At 43.3% G+C, this 18,934-nt stretch carries 15 protein-coding genes; 11 read left to right on the top strand and 4 right to left on the bottom strand.

What is annotated here, in order from left to right; all coding sequences use genetic code 11:
• Positions 1-46 precede the first annotated feature (46 nt).
• The 3 genes from ES754_RS09545 to ES754_RS09535 all read left to right on the top strand — a co-directional run bounded on the left by ES754_RS09545 (position 47) and on the right by ES754_RS09535 (position 3,030).
• Entirely contained in the window at positions 47-1,111 is a 1,065-nt protein-coding gene (locus ES754_RS09545; RefSeq protein ID WP_147223969.1) for a hypothetical protein, read from the top strand.
• A gap of 82 nt (positions 1,112-1,193) precedes the next feature.
• Positions 1,194-2,018, top strand: coding sequence for a type III secretion system chaperone family protein (locus ES754_RS09540; RefSeq protein ID WP_147223968.1), 825 nt, complete (start codon positions 1,194-1,196; stop codon positions 2,016-2,018).
• A gap of 85 nt (positions 2,019-2,103) precedes the next feature.
• The gene (locus ES754_RS09535; protein ID WP_147223967.1) at positions 2,104-3,030 is read left to right on the top strand and encodes a histone deacetylase family protein; all 927 of its coding nucleotides are present in this window, start codon (positions 2,104-2,106) and stop codon (positions 3,028-3,030) included.
• Between the two features lie 53 nt (positions 3,031-3,083).
• Here the strand turns inward: ES754_RS09535 and ES754_RS09530 are convergent, their stop codons facing one another.
• Together ES754_RS09530 and coaBC are read right to left on the bottom strand one after the other, a co-directional pair.
• Positions 3,084-3,860 (bottom strand): sulfite exporter TauE/SafE family protein, encoded by a 777-nt coding sequence (locus ES754_RS09530; RefSeq protein ID WP_147223966.1) that lies wholly within the window; start codon positions 3,858-3,860, stop codon positions 3,084-3,086.
• A gap of 70 nt (positions 3,861-3,930) precedes the next feature.
• The gene (coaBC, locus tag ES754_RS09525) at positions 3,931-5,289 is read right to left on the bottom strand and encodes a bifunctional phosphopantothenoylcysteine decarboxylase/phosphopantothenate--cysteine ligase CoaBC (protein WP_147223965.1); all 1,359 of its coding nucleotides are present in this window, start codon (positions 5,287-5,289) and stop codon (positions 3,931-3,933) included.
• A 135-nt stretch (positions 5,290-5,424) separates the two neighbouring features.
• Here coaBC and radC point away from each other — a divergent pair, with 135 nt between their 5' ends.
• From radC to ES754_RS09510, 3 genes are all read left to right on the top strand, one after another.
• Entirely contained in the window at positions 5,425-6,108 is a 684-nt protein-coding gene (radC, locus tag ES754_RS09520) for a RadC family protein (protein ID WP_147223964.1), read from the top strand.
• A gap of 450 nt (positions 6,109-6,558) precedes the next feature.
• Positions 6,559-9,399, top strand: coding sequence for an acyl-CoA dehydrogenase (locus ES754_RS09515; RefSeq protein ID WP_147223963.1), 2,841 nt, complete (start codon positions 6,559-6,561; stop codon positions 9,397-9,399).
• A gap of 384 nt (positions 9,400-9,783) precedes the next feature.
• A complete protein-coding gene (locus ES754_RS09510; RefSeq protein WP_147223962.1) occupies positions 9,784-11,160 on the top strand; it encodes a dicarboxylate/amino acid:cation symporter in 1,377 nt (458 codons plus the stop codon).
• A gap of 144 nt (positions 11,161-11,304) precedes the next feature.
• Here the strand turns inward: ES754_RS09510 and ES754_RS09505 are convergent, their stop codons facing one another.
• Positions 11,305-12,060: a TSUP family transporter gene (locus ES754_RS09505; RefSeq protein WP_147223961.1), complete on the bottom strand. Its 756-nt coding sequence runs from the start codon at positions 12,058-12,060 to the stop codon at positions 11,305-11,307.
• Positions 12,061-12,512: 452 nt separating this feature from the next.
• On the opposite strand from ES754_RS09505, the gene nhaA reads away from it, so the two are divergent.
• A complete protein-coding gene (nhaA, locus tag ES754_RS09500) occupies positions 12,513-13,712 on the top strand; it encodes a Na+/H+ antiporter NhaA (protein ID WP_147223960.1) in 1,200 nt (399 codons plus the stop codon).
• A gap of 34 nt (positions 13,713-13,746) precedes the next feature.
• A complete protein-coding gene (locus ES754_RS09495) occupies positions 13,747-15,042 on the top strand; it encodes an oxygenase MpaB family protein (protein ID WP_147223959.1) in 1,296 nt (431 codons plus the stop codon).
• Between the two features lie 168 nt (positions 15,043-15,210).
• Here ES754_RS09495 and ES754_RS09490 read toward each other — a convergent pair whose 3' ends face one another.
• Positions 15,211-15,975: an NUDIX hydrolase gene (locus ES754_RS09490; RefSeq protein WP_147223958.1), complete on the bottom strand. Its 765-nt coding sequence runs from the start codon at positions 15,973-15,975 to the stop codon at positions 15,211-15,213.
• A gap of 381 nt (positions 15,976-16,356) precedes the next feature.
• Between ES754_RS09490 and ES754_RS12290 the strand changes: the two genes are divergently transcribed.
• From ES754_RS12290 to ES754_RS09475, 3 genes are all read left to right on the top strand, one after another.
• Positions 16,357-16,533: a hypothetical protein gene (locus ES754_RS12290; RefSeq protein WP_227677828.1), complete on the top strand. Its 177-nt coding sequence runs from the start codon at positions 16,357-16,359 to the stop codon at positions 16,531-16,533.
• Between the two features lie 267 nt (positions 16,534-16,800).
• The gene (locus tag ES754_RS09480) at positions 16,801-17,364 is read left to right on the top strand and encodes an NUDIX hydrolase (RefSeq protein ID WP_147223957.1); all 564 of its coding nucleotides are present in this window, start codon (positions 16,801-16,803) and stop codon (positions 17,362-17,364) included.
• A 158-nt stretch (positions 17,365-17,522) separates the two neighbouring features.
• Entirely contained in the window at positions 17,523-18,845 is a 1,323-nt protein-coding gene (locus ES754_RS09475; protein ID WP_147223956.1) for a serine hydrolase domain-containing protein, read from the top strand.
• Positions 18,846-18,934: the final 89 nt, after the last annotated feature.

The following is an 18,934-nucleotide window of genomic DNA, read 5'->3' as shown; positions in this document are numbered from 1 at the left end:
CTAAAAACATCAGTTGGCCTTAAAACAGAAGCAGACTCCGAAACATATGCAGACCTCAAAAGATATTCAAAATCTAGATAATCAGTCAGATACTGTTGGTACTAAAACGGCTACTTTAACAATAGACAGCTTAATTGAGGCACAAGTTGCCTTTATGCAACAGTGGTTACGCACACAAGCTGAACCACTAGCTATGGGCGCATGGCACTGGCTTGGCGCGCAGCCGATGCGTAACTATGTGAGCTGCGCAGACTTGCAGCATTTACTTAATGACTGGTTATTAAGCCAGCCGATGAGTGAGGTCATGCGCGCTGACATCCGCGATATCTTACACACAACTATTTATCATCCAGTCAACGATAACGTACCCTTATCCGAGCTGGTCGATGACACCCAGATTGACACGCTCACGACGTATATCGGCAGTCATGAGCAGCAGCGTAATATCCTGATTCATAGCCTCATTGGTAATGATACCTTTGCCGACCTGTTGACTCAGACGCTATATCACGCGATCAATGACTTTATGGAAACCACACTTGATAAAGCGGGCGGCGTGGGTAAATTAATGAAGCTCGGACGCAGCTCATTTGAAAAAGCCACTAACCGCAATCTTGATGAAAAGTTGCAAGCATATTTGCATCGCAATATTAAAGATTTGACTCGCCGCGCCGAAACCAATGCACAAGAGCATTTATCAAATGAAGAAGTCACGCGCTTGCTTATTACTGGTTGGGCACGTATCAAAGACCAGCCGGTCAGTCAGCTGCAAAAATATTTAAGTGATAAGCCTGAGAACAATAGCATTGACCATATCGAAGCCAGTGTACAGCAAAGCTTTAATCGTCTGCGTATCTCACCCTATTTGCATAGCTTAGTCGCAGCAGCGGTCGAGACTTGGTATAACACCCATCAGTCTGACTCCATTGCTACCTTAGCATTGGGTTTAAATGTTGACACCAAAGCTATGGAAGGTTTGAGCACATCTCTATTGCCACTTGCTCATGATGCCATTGATAGTGAATGGTTCACTGACCATATTCGTGAGATGCTACAAGCATTTTATGCGCAGGCCGATATTAAAAACAGCTTAGGGTTTGGTATTTCTTAACCAGCCACTATTCGTTTATTTAGCAGTACCTAGTTAGCGACATTTATCTAATTTTCTTCATCTATTAATAAAAGCAATAGTTATGAGTCATACCAATAAACGTAGCTTATGGCAAAGAATCAAACGACTATTGACTACTGCAGCACCGCAGTCTGTTGTTGATGAAACAGAAGTGCCTCATAGCTCGCCGCAAGCAGATAGTAGTAGTAATGACTTAAAGAGCGAACTCAATACTGATATTAATGAGAACAACAAAAGTACAAACCCTGACGACAGTAATTTGCCTGTTTCTAGCAATACTCAGAAACACGATTTTAAAAGCAATGACAATGATGTTGGAAGCAGTGACTCTAAAAGTTCAGACTCTAATGTCAGTAATGAGATGCCCATTGTCGATTATCTCAAACAATACCTATATGAAAAAGAATGGCACTATACGTATTATCGTCCAAAGTCTTCTGATAGCCAGCAGTCACACCATTTGTCTCTGCGCATGAACAATAAGCAAATAGACTGTGGCTACCTATTTAGAGTGCAAGAAAATAATAGTTTACTGGCAGTCTATGGCATTTTGCCTTTTTTGATACCTGAAAGCCATCAAAGCGCGGCGATGCTGCTTATTACTCAAATCAACTATGACATGCTCATCGGTAATCTAGAGATGGATGTTAATGATGGTGAGATACGTTATAAGAATGCCATTGATGTCGAAGTAGTAGGTATTGATGATTATATTATTGAGCATTTATTACAAAGTGTGATTGCGATGACCACCGTCGCCTATGAGATGTTTAGTGATTTAGTCAACACTCAAGATCCTGCTGAAGAGTTGTCGGTTTTACTCGGCGAGTTACGTCAGCAGGCGGATGCACGGACGTTCTTTTTACCAACACAATTCGTTCAGTAAGCATCATATCCAAATATAAGTAAATTTTAACTTTTACTCATTATCTATATTTTTAACAAACATCATTTTTAAGACAGTTATTCTTATGCTAAAAATTGCCTATTCTGAGATTTTTCGTTATTCAGTCCCTGAAAAACATCGTTTTCCGATGCAAAAATACACTATGATTCCTGAGCGGCTATTGGCAGAAGGGATTATTACTCAAGCTAACTTTTTTGCGCCAAAAAAACTAAGTGAAGAGGAGATTTTAACCACACATACAACTGAATATTGGCATAAACTCAAGACCCAAACCTTGACCGCTAAAGAGGCGCGCCCGATTGGTTTTGAGATGACACCCACCTTGGTCGATCGCGGACGATATATCGCGCATGCCACTTATGAGTGTGCCTTGTATGCGCAACAATATGGCGTGGCCATGAATGTCGCGGGTGGGACACACCATGCCTTTGCCGATCATGGCGAAGGGTTTTGTGTTTTCAATGATGTTTGTATCGCTAGTAATTTATTACTCGCACGTGGACAGGCAAAGAAAATTTTGGTCGTCGATTTAGATGTACACCAAGGCAACGGCAACGCCAGTATTATGGCGGATGAGCCGCGCGTCTTTGTGTTTAGTATGCATGGCGCCAAAAACTATCCATTTCGTAAGCAAATCTCTGACCTTGATATTGAGCTGGCAACGGATATGGAAGACACTGAATACTTACAGATTTTGGCGGATACTTTGCCGCGTTTAATCACAGAATTTGCGCCGGATATAATTTTTTATCAGTCTGCGGTAGACGTGCTTGCCACGGATAAATTAGGCAAACTAGCATTGTCGCAGGAAGGCTGCAAAGCGCGCGATGAATATGTCTTACGGCATGCAAAAGCGGCAAACATACCGGTCGCCATCGTAATGGGCGGCGGCTATTCAGAAGATATTGAAGATGTGGTTGAGGCGCACTGTAATACCTTTCGCTTGGCCCAACAGATTTTTTTTGATGAAGCAAGTTCTAACAGCAACTAACTCTTTATCATTAGCTCTCTATAACTAATGCTTTATATTTAGTGTTGCACAATTTATAACGTCAACAATGCCGACATTCCTTGCCAACCAATACGTACCCCAAGTACCGTTAAAATCAATAGAATAAGTTGACGAAAACGCGCTTGCGGTACGTGGCGACGCAGTCGAATGCCGATGAATAATGCGCCAAGAGAAAGTATACTGAGTAAAGCAATCAACTGCCATTCGTTACTACTAAGTGCCAAAATAGGCTCCCGCAGAACGATAATTTGTGCTACTTTTCCTAAAAAATAACACATATTACCGACTTTAGCGATGGTGTTTTTATCTTCACTCGCTGAAAGCAAATACATCATCAAGATTGTTGACATGGCATTGGTCGCACCGCCAATAATACCTGCGCTTAAGCCAACGATGATTAGTACTGGCTTGGTATTTGGCAGCCGAATTTGTTTGCCAAGTAGCGTACTTAAGACATAAAAGCCAATCACAGCCGCAAGTATCAGCAAAATATAAGCGCTGTTGACCCATAGTAATAACTGGGCACCTAACAGGCTACCAAGCAAACTGGTTAGGGCCAATAACCAATAGCGCCTGCCATAATGGATGAAGTTTTGCCAGATACTACGTCCGCCGCCGATGAGCCACGTCATCGCATTGAGTAATAAAGACGGAAAAATGACTAGCACAATAGCATGAGGTAATGGATATAGGCTTGCTAAAGCAGTGGTCGCTATTAAGGTTAAACCAATACCGCTAATGCCATGCAGTATTGATGCCAGTGCGAAGATTGCTATAAGCATCAGCGTCTGAATAGGATCACTGTCCATTATGTTATTTGCAGCTTAATATTGGATGCTTCATACATACTATTTTTTACTGTTAGAATGACTAATGCTATTAACCATGTTGACGCTGCAACAGAGTTTCACCAATAATAGCGGTCAGTTGCTTGGCAATATCATCTTTACTGGCTTTATCAAGAGTGACCATATCTTGCTGATAATACTCAGCGAAAAATACTTGCATCGCATTGTTGTCACTTGCAAAACCAATATCCGCGCGTGAGACATCATTACAGGCAATCATGTCTAAGTCTTTAGCGACCAGTTTACCACGGGCATAGTGTTCCACGTCTTGAGTTTCGGCGGCGAAGCCCACCACAAATAATTCTGGATGCGCATGAGAAATAGTTGCTAATATATCAGGATTTTTGATCAGATTAAGCGTCATTATATCTTGGGTTTTTTTAATCTTTTGCGGCGCGGCCTCTTCAGTACGGTAATCAGCAACGGCGGCGGTCGAGATGAATATATCTGCGACTAGGCTACCATCTTCCGTAGAGACTTTAGCGTGGTCATCATGGTTGTCGTCATTACAACCGCAGTCGCCATGGTCGTGCTCATGATGGTGATTATGATCGTGCGCTTCTTCTTTAAACTGAAGTACGTTGTGCGTTCCGGCAACACATTGCTGGGCAACAATGAGCATTTCTTGCGCTGACAACACATCGATACGCGTAACGCCAAGCGGTGTTGGCAATGCGACTTTACCGCCAGCGATTAAAATTACCTCAGCGCCTGCTTCAACGCAAGCGCGCGCTAAAGCAAAGCCCATCTTTCCTGAAGAGTGATTGGATAAATAGCGTACCGGATCAATAGCTTCGACCGTAGGTCCCGCGGTAATAACCACCGTTTTACCTAACAGACGTTGCGGAATAATTTGTTGGGCGCTAAACATGCGTATCTCAGCCAATAACTGCTCAGGCTCAGGTAACCGCCCCGCGCCCACATCGCCACACGCTTGCTCACCACTTTCTGGCATAATGATATGATAATTCATATCGCGTAGCGTCATGACATTAAGAGTGACCGCCGGATGCGCCCACATTTGCTGATTCATGGCAGGCGCAATGATGACGGGTGCCGTGGTTGCTAAACATACGGTGGTCAATAAGTCATCAGCCATACCCATCGCGAGCCTTGCTAAGGTGTTGGCTGAAGCAGGCGCAATGATAACGAGATCAGCCCATTTTGCTAGCTCGATATGACCCATACCTGCTTCAGCATGTTCATCAAGTAAGGAGGTATGTACCTCATTACCTGTTAAGGCTTGTAAAGTCAGCGGGGTAATAAAAGCTTGCGCGCCCACCGTCATAATGACGCGCACCTCATATCCCGCTTTCATTAAAAGACGAGCAAATACAGCAGATTTATAAGCGGCGATACCGCCAGTAATAGCAAGCAGAACGTTTGTCATAAGCGTGGCATTTTTAACAGAATGAGGTTGAAGGATATGATTGCGCTTATAGTAACAATTATGCGTTAAATTGGGTAATATTTTCCATGCTTATCTCTACTCGTTCCGTAAGCACCTCATTCTCAAGGAATATTAATGGCTATCAAAGATTGGCACGAAGACGACCGACCACGTGAAAAGCTATTAAAGTTTGGGGCAGCACACTTATCTGATGCCGAAATATTAGCCATATTTTTACGCACAGGCACCCAAGCGCAATCCGCTATTGAGCTTGCGCGGTATCTGATTACCCATTTTGGCAGTCTTGCCGAACTACTATCCGCACCAAAAGAAGAGGTGCTTGCCTGCCATGGTATCGGCCCTGCCAAATATGCGCAAATCCTTGCTTCGCTTGAGATGGGTACCCGCTATCTAGACAGTCAGCTGAAAACCGGGCAAGCGCTTGGGCGCTCACAAGTGGTCAAAGACTATATCAGCACCCAATTGCGTGGAGAGCACCGCGAGGTTTTTGCAGTACTGTGCTTGGACAATGCGCTCAACTTACTCAACTATGAGATCCTATTTACGGGCGGTATCTCATCCTGCTCGGTCTGTATCAAGCACGTACTCCGTCATGCGTTGACCCACGCTGCCAGCCAATTAATTGTCGCGCATAATCACCCTCATACCGATGCCAAGCCTTCAACAGCAGATAACCTTTTAACTTATGAGCTAAAAAAAGCTTGTGACTTAATAGACTTATCTCTCATTGATCATATTATTGTCGGGCGCAATGATACGCTATCTTATGCTGAAAACGGCTTGGCACCTTTCAGCTAGCAAGTAGCTTTTCAGTTAGCTATTCCTATTGGAAGGCTAAGTTAATTAATAATCATTTTTCATCTGAACCTGTGCTGTGACTACTGCTATAGATAATTGACACAGCACTGCTGTTTCTTTATTGATAATTGGCAAGAACCAAGAGGCAAGAGGCAAGAGGCAAGAGGCAAGAGGCAAGAGGCATTTCATATTGATGCCTAAATTTGTGTCCGTCATCTATAGCATGGGTTAAAATATATTTACTTTTTCTTACTGTTTTTTGAGCGAATAGCGTTCTTTATGTTTTATTAAGCGTTATCATTGACACTTATGAGTAGTTGACTGCTATTGTTAATAAAAACTTACTATTAACTGGGCTTTAAACCTTATTATTAACTCATCTTTATTAATCAAATTGTATTATTTGAAAACCTTCATATTGTTCATTCACTCTTTGCTAAGGAGACAGTCATGGCGATTGGCTTATTTATTTTGGCAGTACTCATACAGTTAGCCGTCGTTTTGGCCATCTTTTTACAGTCATTGTCGCGCATCACGGGCAGTATCGTTGCCATTATCACGGTATTGGTGACCGCTTTTATCAGTCCGTGGTCCCTGATTTTGGGCGCGCCAATCGCACTATTATGCTTAGTATTACTCATTCCACCAATCCGAAAAATACTGATTACAAAACCGGTGTATAAAGCTTTGGGCGGTGCAATGCCGAGTATGAGCGATACTGAACGTGAGGCGCTTGATGCGGGTACCAGCTGGTGGGAAAAAGAGCTGTTTATGGGGAAGCCAAACTGGAGAACGTTTGCCAATTACCCTTATCCGCAATTATCAACTGAAGAACAAAGTTTTATTGATAATGAAGTTGAAGTGCTGTGCGCGATGCTTGATGAATGGAAAATTCAACATGAAGATAAAGAGTTGTCGCCCGAAGCGTGGCAATTTATTAAAGACAATGGCTTTTTAGGTCTGATTATCCCTAAAAAATATGGTGGCTTGGCATTTACCTCTTACGCCCAAAGCCGCGTAATGAGTAAAATTGCCTCACGCTCACCGACGGCAGCCGTTAGCTGCATGGTGCCCAATTCTCTGGGGCCTGGTGAATTACTGATGCATTATGGTACGGAAGCACAAAAACGGCGCTGGCTACCGGGCTTAGCTAAAGGCGATGAGATTCCGTGCTTTGGTCTCACGGGCCCTGAAGCAGGCTCCGATGCGGGTGCGATTCCTGATACAGGGGTAGTTTGTTATGGTATGCATGACGGCGAGCATACGCTAGGTCTACGGATGAACTTCTCTAAGCGCTGGATCACGCTGGCGCCAATTGCTACAGTAGTCGGACTCGCCTTTAAAATGTATGACCCTGAAGCGTTATTAGGGGATATTAATAAGACCGATTATGGTATTACTTGTGCTCTAGTGCCTGCCAACCATGAAGGCGTTATTATCGGTCCGCGTCACTATCCGAGCGGCTCGCCATTTATGAATGGTACGGTTGATGGCACCGATGTCTTTATTCCACTCGATTATATTATTGGCGGCGTCGAAAATGCGGGACGTGGTTGGCGGATGCTGATGGAATGTCTGGGCGTTGGTCGCGGCATCTCACTACCTGCTTTGTCGACCTCAGCGGGTGGCATGACTTATTTATCAGTTGGCGCATTTGCCAAAGTACGTGAACAGTTCAAAATCTCAGTCGGCAAGTTCGAAGGCGTGCAAGATGCTACCAGCCGTATTGCGAGCCAAACCTATATGTTAGAGGCCTTTCGTCATCTCGTCACTTGCGGGCTTAACGAAGGGGGCACACCCTCGGTTATGACGGCTATGGCGAAATATTACGCCACCGAAACCATGCGTGGCGTCGTCAATGACGGTATGGATGTGGTCGGTGGCCGTGCCATTCAAATGGGCCCGCGTAACTTTTTAGCCATTCCTTATCAAGCCATTCCAGTCTCTATAACCGTTGAGGGCGCAAATATTTTGACGCGCTCACTGATGATATTTGGTCAAGGAGCGATGCGCTGCCATCCTTATCTATTCGATGAGCTACAGCTTTTACAAAGTGACGATAAAAAAGCTGCCCTTAAGCCCTTTGATAAATTATTCTTCAAGCATTTAGGCTATACCTTTAATCGCGGTGCTAAGGCTTTTGTTGCTGGTTACATGGGTGGCAGTAATGATGCACCCCTTTTTGCCGATAGCTTTACCCGTCCTTATTACAAACATATTAACCGCTTAAGTGCTAGCTTTGCGCTTACCGCAGATATGGCATTGGGCTTACTTGCGGGCGATTTGAAGCGTAAAGAGATGCTTTCTGGTCGCTTAGCAGACATTCATGGTCATTTATTTATTGCTAGTGCCATATTGCAGTTTTATCAAAATGGCAGCCAATCAGAAGCTGAACGCTTGCATGCTGAAGTGGCGTTACAGGACAGCCTATACACCATTCAAGAAGCCTTTGTCTCCTTCTTTGCCAACTTCCCCAATCAGTTGGCAGCGGGCGTGGTCAGCTTTGTCACCTTTCCAAGCGGACGCATCTTTACGCCTGCCAGTGACGAGCTAAAAAGGCAACTTGGCGACATTTTTATGGATGATTTCGAAGCCAACCCGTTCCGTGATTATTTAAAAACGATGGTATATTACAATACCGAGCCAGATGATGTTACCGGTCGTATGGAACACGCCTATCAGACCTTGCTTGAGATTGAACCGTTATGGCAAAAGTTTAAAAAAGCCGAACATAAGGGCAGCTTTGAAGGCTTAACCTTTGAAGATTATGTGGTGTATGCCAGTCAAAATGGTGATATTAGCGAAGAAGAAGCAGAAACACTCATCAACTATAACGCGCTACGTTTTGACTCCCTCTTAACCGACACCTTTGATGCCCATCTAGAGCAAGTACACGTGCGTACCAATCCGCACAGTTTAGAAAATGCGGTAGACAAGCTTACTGACTATGCGCAAATAAAAAACGCGGCACAATTAAAAAACGGTACGCAGGTAAATAATGACTCAGCAATGGATAGCACCAAGGAAACTAACGATTCGCAAACTGGAGATACCAATCCAGACCATGGTTACGAGTCTGACGGTGATGTTAAAACGATAAATGAGCAAAACACTGCTCAAGAGATTAAGGGGCAAACTAACTTTAATAAAGCGCATCCTAAAGCAGAAGCGCTCAGTCATCGTAGCCGTGATGCTGAGGCAACGCTAAGCCACCGTATGAGTGACAATCACAGCAGTGACAATACCAAATGGAAAGACGGTCTGCACCGCGAAAACGATGATAAAGCATAAGGCTCTATATTGAGCTTACCCTTTTATCAAACCCTCACCTGTTAGTATTCCATTAATATACATATGACAAGTTAAAGATAAAAAGCAAGGCTGCCTATAGTAGGCAGCCTTGCTTTTTTATGGCTCATTTTCCTCAATATTTTTTTTAACGATTATTTTGTCTTATTTAGACTGTACAATTAGAGCACAAAATTTGCCGACTCATAAAAAAATCTTGCAGTACCCCTAACTATTATTTTATATTGTCTCCCGAAAGTCTGTAAGCGGACGACTGACAATACATTTATAGACGTAATAACGAGTGCAGTAACGGTAATCATGATCATCGCATTGGTGTCATGCTGGTATCGACTGCCACGTATTACGGACACAAAGGATAGGGTTATGTGGAAAAATATGGGATTGACTGGCAAGATTATCGTTGCCATGATACTTGGCATCTTACTGGGTTTACTCATCAACTATTTGAGGTTAAATGGTGAAGGCAGCTTTGTTAATACCTATGTGACCAATGGTTTTTTTGCCATCGTAGGTAAGTTATTTGTCAACTCTCTGAAAATGCTGGTCGTGCCCTTAGTACTTATTTCGCTAATTTGTGGGGTGTGCGGTATTGGTGATATTCGTCTATTAGGACGTATTGGTGGCAAGACATTTTTTATCTATATGGTAACCACAGCGCTGGCGATTACCACCGCTATTGGGCTTGGTTCACTATTTGGTATTGGTAAAGGCATGCAAATCGAAACCAAAGCGGTATTCGAAGCCGAGTCAGCGCCACCACTCCTTGATGTTTTCTCTAACATTATCCCCTCCAACCCCATCAGCGCGATGGCAAATGGCGATATGCTGTCGATTATCTTTTTTGCGATGTTAATCGGTATCAGTATTTTAATGGTGGGTAAACCTGCAAAAGGTTTGGTACAAAGCTTAGAGCTGATTAATGAAGTCATTCTAAAAATGGTGACTATCATTATGAATCTCGCGCCGTACGGTGTGTTTGCACTGCTTACAAAAGCAATGGCTGAGCTTGGCTTTGATCTTATTTGGTCGTTATTGGGTTATGTCGCGGTATTAGTCGGTGCACTTTTCTTCCACTTTTTTGTGACAATGATGGTGATACTCAAACTGACTTCAGGTTTATCGATTAGAACTTTTTTGGCAAAAATGCGCGAAGTACAAATCTTTGCCTTTAGTACCTCAAGCTCAAATGCGACGATTCCTATTACTTTACGCACGGTCACCAAGCGTATGGGCGTTAATAACTCAGTGGCTTCCTTTACCATTCCATTTGGCGCGACCATCAATATGGATGGCACGGCAATCATGCAAGGAACGGCGACTATCTTTATCGCCAATCTGTATGGCGTTCAATTAGGAATCACAGGATATCTAACCGTCATCTTGATGTCAGTGCTAGCCTCTATCGGTACCGCAGGTGTTCCGGGTGTAGGTCTGATTATGCTATCAATGGTATTTGCCCAAGTCGGGCTACCTGTTGAAGGTATTGGTCTGATTTTAGGCGTTGACCGTATTCTCGATATGTTGCGCACGGCAGTGAACGTCGGTGGCGATGCCGCGGTCACGGTCATCGTTGCAAAATCAGAGGGTGAGATGGACTTAGCAATATACAATGATCCTGATGCGGGTGCAAAAGAGATGTTCGACGGTCATATCGATGCAGACAGCGAGCGTGAACTCTCCGAGGTGTTTAGCGATGGGATTATGGGTAGTGAATACGACGATATCAAACGCCGTTCATAATTGTTTATCAATGGTTGATTCAGTATTCATGATTCATTTGCTAAATAAAAAACTCCAGCTGATATGACTGGGGTTTTTATTATTGCTGATAACGGTTTATTTTATTTAGTGCATTTTTATTTAAAAGATAAGACATTTATCCGATTAGCCCAAGACATATTTGGTCACCATCGCAAGGCATACTAAGACAATCATCGGACGAATCAGTTTGCTACCGCCTTTCATTACCATATGTGAGCCAAAATACGCGCCAATGGTTTGGCCAACCATCATCGCTAATCCTACTTTCCACAACACGTTGCCGCCCAATATAAAGAATATCAACGAGCCAATATTGGTAGATAAATTTAACACCTTTGCCGCACCGGTAGCTTCAACAATGCGCCGACCACGCAATGCCACATTGCCCAGTGCAAAAAACATCCCCGTTCCCGGTCCCATATAGCCATCATAAAAACCTATTATTGGCGCAGCTACTTTTTGCCACTTACCTTCACTGATACGCGGCTTAGTCTCTACCGCCCCCAGTTTTGGCGCAAATAAAGTATAAATACCAATCGCCGCAATCAGAAATGGAATCAGCTTTTCTAATATGTCAGGTGGCGATAACTGTACCGCAATCGACCCAATAATTGATCCAAGAAACGCGGCAATTATAGCCGTCTTGATTTGTCTCGGCTGAACCACACGATTTCTAATCATAGTGATAGACGCCGCCAACGCTCCCGATGCGGCTTGCAGTTTATTCGTTCCCAAGGTCAATATAGGCGGAATATTAGCAAGCAGCATCGCAGGAATGGTTAGCAGACCACCGCCGCCCGCAATCGCGTCAATAAATCCGGCGAGCGCTGCTACTGCTGTAAGCATGAGAATAACTTCTAGAGTGAGCGAGACGTCCATAAAACTGACCTTAGCAAAAATTTGTAATACGAAGAGAGACTAACTCTAAACGTTAGGGTTAAGAATACGGCTGATGTGATAAATTTATTGGTGGGACTAGAAAGTTATAGTCAGAGTAAGATAAAAGCGACTTATTATAAGGTTAAAAGCGTAAAAAAAGCTGAAACGTCATAAATTTTTCTATATTTGTGAGAAGTGTAAGCGTTACTGCGTCTGATATTATCAACATATGGCACTATGTCATCACAGTGAGTAGTCAAGCATATGACAACTGCTCACCTATAATAATGACTCATAACTGACAGTAATGGCGCAACTATGGATTGTTTAACGCATTTTGTTGTTTATAATGATAAAACTATGAGAGACTAAGGCAAATCTTCGGTGACGCGGTAAGACGCCAGCCAAGGATTACCTGAGTTTACGGTATCTATTTAACCAATGAGGACGACATGGCAATAAGAAGAATTAAAGCGTTTTTTGATCTCGACGCATCGGGCGGCATTGTACTAGCACTGGCTGCTATTGCTGCGATGATTATTGCCAACACTTCTCTCAATACGTGGTATGAATCCTTTATTCATGCACCCGTTGCCATTCAAGTTGGTAGTTTTGCCATTGCTAAAGACGCGCATCATTGGATTAACGATGGTCTCATGGCTGTTTTCTTTTTCTTGGTAGGACTTGAGCTCAAACGCGAAGTACTCATCGGTGAGCTGTCTAATCTCAAGCAGATTGTTTTACCCGCTGGGGCAGCATTGGGTGGGATGATTTTCCCTGCCATCGTCTATGTGGCTTTTAACTATCACGAACCTGAGTTTTTAAAAGGGTGGGCGATTCCCACCGCAACCGATATTGCCTTCGCGCTGGGTATTTTAAGCTTACTCGGCAACCGTGTCCCAAATTCCTTAAAAGTATTCTTGGTATCGATTGCCATTTTTGATGATATTGGCGCCATTTTAATTATTGCTTTATTTTATACTAGTGACTTATCTTTAGGCTCACTTGCCCTCGCTGGCTTATGTTTACCGTTTTTATATCTACTTAACCGCCGAAACGTAACGAGCATTACGCCGTATTTGCTTATCGGTGTCATCATGTGGATTTTCGTGCTGAAATCTGGCATTCATGCGACGTTAGCAGGGGTTGTATTGGCGTTGTTTATTCCCCTGTTCGACCGCACTGACCCTGAGCATTCGCCATTAGAAGAATTGGAACACGACCTACAAAATACTGTCTCCTATGGTATTCTGCCTCTATTTGCTTTTGCCAATGCTGGTATTTCGCTCAAAGGTGCAGGCATTACTGAGCTGTTCCATTCCGTACCCCTTGGCATTGCTGCCGGTCTATTTATCGGTAAGCAATTGGGCGTGATGATTATGTGCTGGATTATCTTTAAGCTTGGTATCTCAACGATGCCAAAGGGTATGAATTTTAAACAAATCTACGGTGCTGCCTTATTATGTGGTGTCGGCTTCACCATGAGCTTATTTATCGGTGGCTTAGCATTTGGTGGCGCAACCCCACTGTTTGATGAGCGTCTGGGTATCATTATGGGTTCTATCGTGTCAGGTATTGCCGGTTATCTCATGTTGAAAGTCGCGCTAAAAGACAATGTTAGTGGCCAGTCAGTAGATTTAACCCGTCACTAAACTTATTCATAGTAGATTGAGTAGAGGTTGCATAATGGCTATGGACATTAATAATGATACTGCAAGTTATCAGCGTCACGGACGCACGACTGACATCTCTGACCACAGTGATTTACAAGTTTTAAAGCGTATTAAACGTTACTTGCTACCAAAAGACTTTACCATTTCTCCTATTTTATTAAAAGAGATGGTCGCAGGCTATGACATTGGTGATCCGCTAGCCGATAGACTGGCACTGGATGGCGTGCGCTTTGCTAAGCCGTTGCAACAAGCTATTCTTGATGATGATATAAATCCTGAGCTTAGCAATAATGCTGAATTTATGGCATTAACGTCACAATTTAGCAGCCATCCAGATTGGTTCGATCCTAAGCTTGCGCAAATTGGTGCTATTGCCTATCGCCGTTATCCGTTAATGCTGATTTGGTTATTACGTAATGTCGCACTAATGGCTGGCTATAGTATTCCTGCCCTATCTTTACCGCTGATCCAAACCGGTGCATTGATGCACGATGCTCTACCGCGTTTGATGCGTACTTACGCTTATATTTTGGCGGTATCTGAGCATGCGCCTTTAACAAGTGTTAATAACAGCAGTGCCCAAGTGCTAGAGATTGGTTCTGAAGGCTGGAAGCAATCTATTAAAGTACGCCAAATTCATACTCTTGTTCGCCAAAACTTACTGAAAGGCAAACTGAATGCGGCGAATGGCGTGATAGACGATACCGCACAGCATCATAATGCCGATGGCAGCTGGAATACCGACTATTGGGGTGTACCCATTAATCAGACAGACATGGTCGCCACTCACTTGCAGTTTTCATTATTGATTATGCGCGGGCTGCGACTGTTAGGCGCGCGTATCAGTCGCGAGGAAGCCGAAGGTATCTTGCATTTATGGAATCTAGCCAGCTATTGGATGGGCGTAGATTTGCAGCGCTTACCCAAAGATGAGACGGCTTGTTGGGAGTGGCTGTATACTTATTTATCCATTCAGCAGCTCGATTTTAAGATGGGACAACCATTGGCAAAAGCGTTACACGACTTGCCACGCCAGCTGATGGGTGAGGACAATCGCCGTGGACGCTTTGTTGAGATGGTCAATGCCAGTGTCACCCGCACCTTAGTCGGCGATGATATCGGTGATGGGTTAGAGTTGCCTAAGTCAAAAATCCGCTTTGGGGTATTATCTTCCGTACCAATTTTATTTGCCCTCGATACGGCACGCCAGCACAATAGCACTGTCGCTGATAAGTTAGAGCAATTTCGCGCCAAGCGTCAAGATAATATGAACTGGTGGCTAAAGAAAAACGATGATTATTATAAGTAGTCGCTGTTATCAGTCACGCTCGTAATAAGTATCGATTATTATAAAGTGATGAATAACGACTGCCATAAGTAACAAATGGAATATTGTAGGAGATAAAAAAAGCTAGAAATCTTTATAATAAAAGCTATACAAGCGGTTTGCTTATATTCATTATTAACGCGCCAAGTTTTATCCCCGCGCGTTTTTTATATGATAGTACCATTCTAGCTGCCGATCAAAGCCAGTTTCAAGTAAGCTGGCAATGACTTTTCCAGTTAACCCCCAAACGGTTTCGCCGTCAATTTGCCAACTGGGAGTCAGTAAAGTAGCGGTCTGCTGTGGTAAATGGCTCTGCATAGCATACTCCACCGAATACTCTACGGTAGGTTGGTCGATGAGTAACTCAAAGTCCGCCCAAAAGATACGGGATATCTCCCCAAGCTCAGGTACTAATACTAAATCTGGCGCAATTAGCGCCACAATTGGGCGCACGCTCATGCCGCTTTTTGAGGTTTGAATGGGCAACTGGCCCAGTAGCTGAACCTTATTTGGTGGTAGCGCGATTTCCTCACAGGCTTCACGTAAAGCTGTAACCACATTATTGCCGTCGCCATGTTCATATTTACCGCCCGCACAAGATACTTCACCGGCATGACTGGTCATGTGTATGGCACGGCGCGTCAATAATAATTTGGGGCGCGCTTCATGAGTAATCGCTACCAATACCGAGGCGTCTGCGATTGGGGTCTGATATAGTTTATCTAAAATACGCGTACTATGAGCAATCATATTGTTCGCATCGGTCACATCAAATCGCAGTGGCGATGGAATTGCCGTGCCTAATAACTCACCCTGCATGCGTTCTGCCAGCTGCCTGAGAACTGGCTGACGAATATAAGCCGGCAGAGCAACTGCTAAATCATCAAAACGTGCCGAATACTGCGGTATAATCATTACAATGTTCGTCCTATATTATGGCCAGAACTGTTTTTACTCAATTCTATATTTCTATTAACTCTGTATTTTAGTAAGTATTCAACGTTGTTACGATCAGCTATTAGTAAAGAATACTATCAATATAAAAAGACAGTTAGCATGAATCGAACCTTTAGCACTGTCACTATTATAAGATTTAAGAAACAATATTTAAAACTAATAGTATAGTTAGGAATTAATAGTTAGAAATCGATAGAGAATAAGATTATTTCATCAAACAACATGCAAGGAAAAATCGATACTTACCCCGAAAGACTGCCGTTATTAATCATTTTAGTTGCTTGAATTGGCGGTACATTAACAACAGTAGGACTGGCACTTATTATTAATTGGCAAAATGTGGCGATGATTCTAGGCTCATTTGATAACAAGTTGCTTGCTCATGTCATACTCGGTGGCGCGCCACGGAGTTTTTTAATTATCCCGACGCTCGTCGGCGCCAGTGGCTTGATTGTCATCGTTTTAATTTATACAATATCGGTAGAGGCAGGCACTATTCTAGATAGTGCTAATTAAAATTTAGCAATGAAGCATTAACTATTTTAATGATGCTCGTGCCGACATTTTTCAATAGTAATGATAGCTGCTTTCTCACTTACAAATAACACCTTCCGATTGTCACCACTCATTATCACTACTAAGCGCTGGGAAAATTTGTGCTATCTTATAACGGCTGATAACTAAAATTACTTTCATCGAATATGGTCATAACATAATAAAAATAATATTCAAAAATGTCTAAAAATATTTTATACCTCCTCTCATTAATAAAAGGCAGTTAATATGCGCTATTGTTTAGAATGCGGTCATGAAGCGGAAAAAAAAATTCCCCCCACTGATAATATACCGCGTTTGGTATGCCCAAATTGTCATTATATTCATTATGAAAATCCAAAAGTAATTTGCGGCTCATTGGTGGTACATAAAGGTAGAGTGCTGCTATGTAGACGGGCAATTGAGCCACAATATGGTTTATGGACGGTGCCTGCAGGCTTTATGGAAAATGGCGAAACCATCGCTGAAGGTGCAGCACGTGAGAGCTTTGAGGAAGCGGATGCGGTCGTGACCAATCCACATTTATACTGTATTTACGACCTACCAGATATTGGTCAAATTTATATGATTTACCTCAATGACCTCAAAGACGGCGCATATGGTATTGGCTCTGAAAGCCTAGATTGTGCCTTATTTACTGAAGAAGACATTCCGTGGGATAAGATTGCGTTTGAGGCGGTACGCCGTACCTTGACCAATTTTTTCGCTGACCGTAAACAGTTCGATAATCATGCTGACTTCCCGGTTCATCAGGACTATATCAGTAAAGATCAAAGTATTAAGCGTTACTAAATACAAACTGTTTAGGGCAAGCACCTTACAAAAACAGATGGTAACCGCCGTTTATAAGAATTATTCTAAATTCTCATAAGCGGCTTTTTATTGTCAATAATTTAAAAAGCTCATTGAACGATATCATTTAATCCACTCATCCAGTTTTCAAGGATAATATGCTGACCTTACTACAACGCTCATTTATTTTACTGCCGCTAACCTTAGCTATTGGACTATCAGGTATGAGTGCTCACGCTGACGACACCCCTTCAACAGCTAAAGAATCCGATCCGCAAGTGATGGGCTGGATGCAGGGCTTTCCACCATCTGATGACAAGCTGATATCTCAACCGTCGTCTGACTTTTTTAGCTTCCCAAAACTGCGCTGGTCGGTATGCCATATGCGAGAATTACTGCCCACTACTGAGGTCAGTCGCGGTATCGGTGCACCGTCAAGCCTTGACTATGCCCTTGATAAAAATATCGATGCTTTAACCTTTATCCCAACAGGCAGCAAAAAATCAATGACGTGGCAGCAGTCATTAGATGCTAATTACACCGATGGGATTATGGTCATGCATCATGGTAAAGTCGTGTATGAGCGTCAAAACGGTTGCCTGAATGAGTTGGGCAATCATGCAGCGATGTCAATGACCAAGTCCTTAACGGGCCTACTTGCTGAAACGTTAGTTACTGAAGGCAAGCTGGATGATAGCGCACTGGTCGGCTCCATTATTCCTGAGCTAAAAGACAGTGGCTTCGGTGATGCAACGGTACGGCAAGTAATGGATATGACGACTGCGCTAGATTATAGCGAAGAGTATGATGACCCTGATTCCGATATCTGGAAGTATGCCAAAGCGTCTAACCCGTTGCCAAAGCCTGATGATTACGACGGTCCAGAGGGTTATTTCGAATATCTACAAACGGTAAAAAAGAAAGGCACCCATGGTGCAGAATTTAACTATCGCACTATTAATAGTGATGCTATCGGCTGGGTTATCGCGCGTACCACTGGTAAATCGGTTGATGAATTACTCTCAGAGCGCATCTGGCAAAAAATGGGCGCTGAACAAAGCGCGTATATGACAGTTGATAGTAAAGGTACGCCTTTCGCTGGTGGCGGTGTGAGTGCTGGTCTGCACGACATGGCGCGTATTGGTGACTTGATGCTGAATAAAGGACAAATTAACGGCAAACGTTTATTCCCATCTGCCGTCGTCGATCATATTCAAGCGGGCGGTATTAAAGATATATTTGCCAAATCAGGATATGACGAGCTAAAAAATGGCGATTATAAAAGCTTCTGGTGGTTGTTTAATAATCCAACGCCAGTCTATGCAGCGCGCGGGGTTCATGGTCAGACTATTTATGTCGATCCAGCAGCCGATATGGTTATCGTGCGCTTTGCCTCGCATCCTGAGTCATCCAATCCTAAAATTGACCCGACCTCACTTCCTGCCTATAGTGCCCTTGCAAATTATTTAATTCGAAAGTAGCGGTGTAAAACGTAACTGTTCGCAATTTATCTATAAGCAATAAAAACCACCACTTTGAGTCAAAGCGGTGGTTTTTTGTATATGGAAAA

Source organism: Psychrobacter frigidicola, from assembly GCF_007997305.1.
GTDB lineage: Bacteria > Pseudomonadota > Gammaproteobacteria > Pseudomonadales > Moraxellaceae > Psychrobacter > Psychrobacter frigidicola.
The sequence above is the reverse complement of the archived record's forward strand: the minus strand, read 5'-3'. Positions and strand labels throughout refer to the sequence as shown.

Bases quoted from the DNA above. Each gene is read 5' to 3' on its own strand.
- ES754_RS09495 (WP_147223959.1), top strand. From the start codon at position 13,747: ATGGCTATGGACATTAATAATGATACTGCAAGTTATCAGCGTCACGGA.
- ES754_RS09510 (WP_147223962.1), top strand. From the start codon at position 9,784: ATGTGGAAAAATATGGGATTGACTGGCAAGATTATCGTTGCCATGATA.
- ES754_RS09505 (WP_147223961.1), bottom strand. From the start codon at position 12,060: ATGGACGTCTCGCTCACTCTAGAAGTTATTCTCATGCTTACAGCAGTA.
- ES754_RS09490 (WP_147223958.1), bottom strand. From the start codon at position 15,975: ATGATTATACCGCAGTATTCGGCACGTTTTGATGATTTAGCAGTTGCT.
- radC (WP_147223964.1), top strand. From the start codon at position 5,425: ATGGCTATCAAAGATTGGCACGAAGACGACCGACCACGTGAAAAGCTA.
- ES754_RS09540 (WP_147223968.1), top strand. From the start codon at position 1,194: ATGAGTCATACCAATAAACGTAGCTTATGGCAAAGAATCAAACGACTA.
- ES754_RS09530 (WP_147223966.1), bottom strand. From the start codon at position 3,860: ATGGACAGTGATCCTATTCAGACGCTGATGCTTATAGCAATCTTCGCA.
- coaBC (WP_147223965.1), bottom strand. From the start codon at position 5,289: ATGACAAACGTTCTGCTTGCTATTACTGGCGGTATCGCCGCTTATAAA.
- nhaA (WP_147223960.1), top strand. From the start codon at position 12,513: ATGGCAATAAGAAGAATTAAAGCGTTTTTTGATCTCGACGCATCGGGC.
- ES754_RS09475 (WP_147223956.1), top strand. From the start codon at position 17,523: ATGCTGACCTTACTACAACGCTCATTTATTTTACTGCCGCTAACCTTA.
- ES754_RS09535 (WP_147223967.1), top strand. From the start codon at position 2,104: ATGCTAAAAATTGCCTATTCTGAGATTTTTCGTTATTCAGTCCCTGAA.
- ES754_RS09545 (WP_147223969.1), top strand. From the start codon at position 47: ATGCAGACCTCAAAAGATATTCAAAATCTAGATAATCAGTCAGATACT.
- ES754_RS09480 (WP_147223957.1), top strand. From the start codon at position 16,801: ATGCGCTATTGTTTAGAATGCGGTCATGAAGCGGAAAAAAAAATTCCC.
- ES754_RS09515 (WP_147223963.1), top strand. From the start codon at position 6,559: ATGGCGATTGGCTTATTTATTTTGGCAGTACTCATACAGTTAGCCGTC.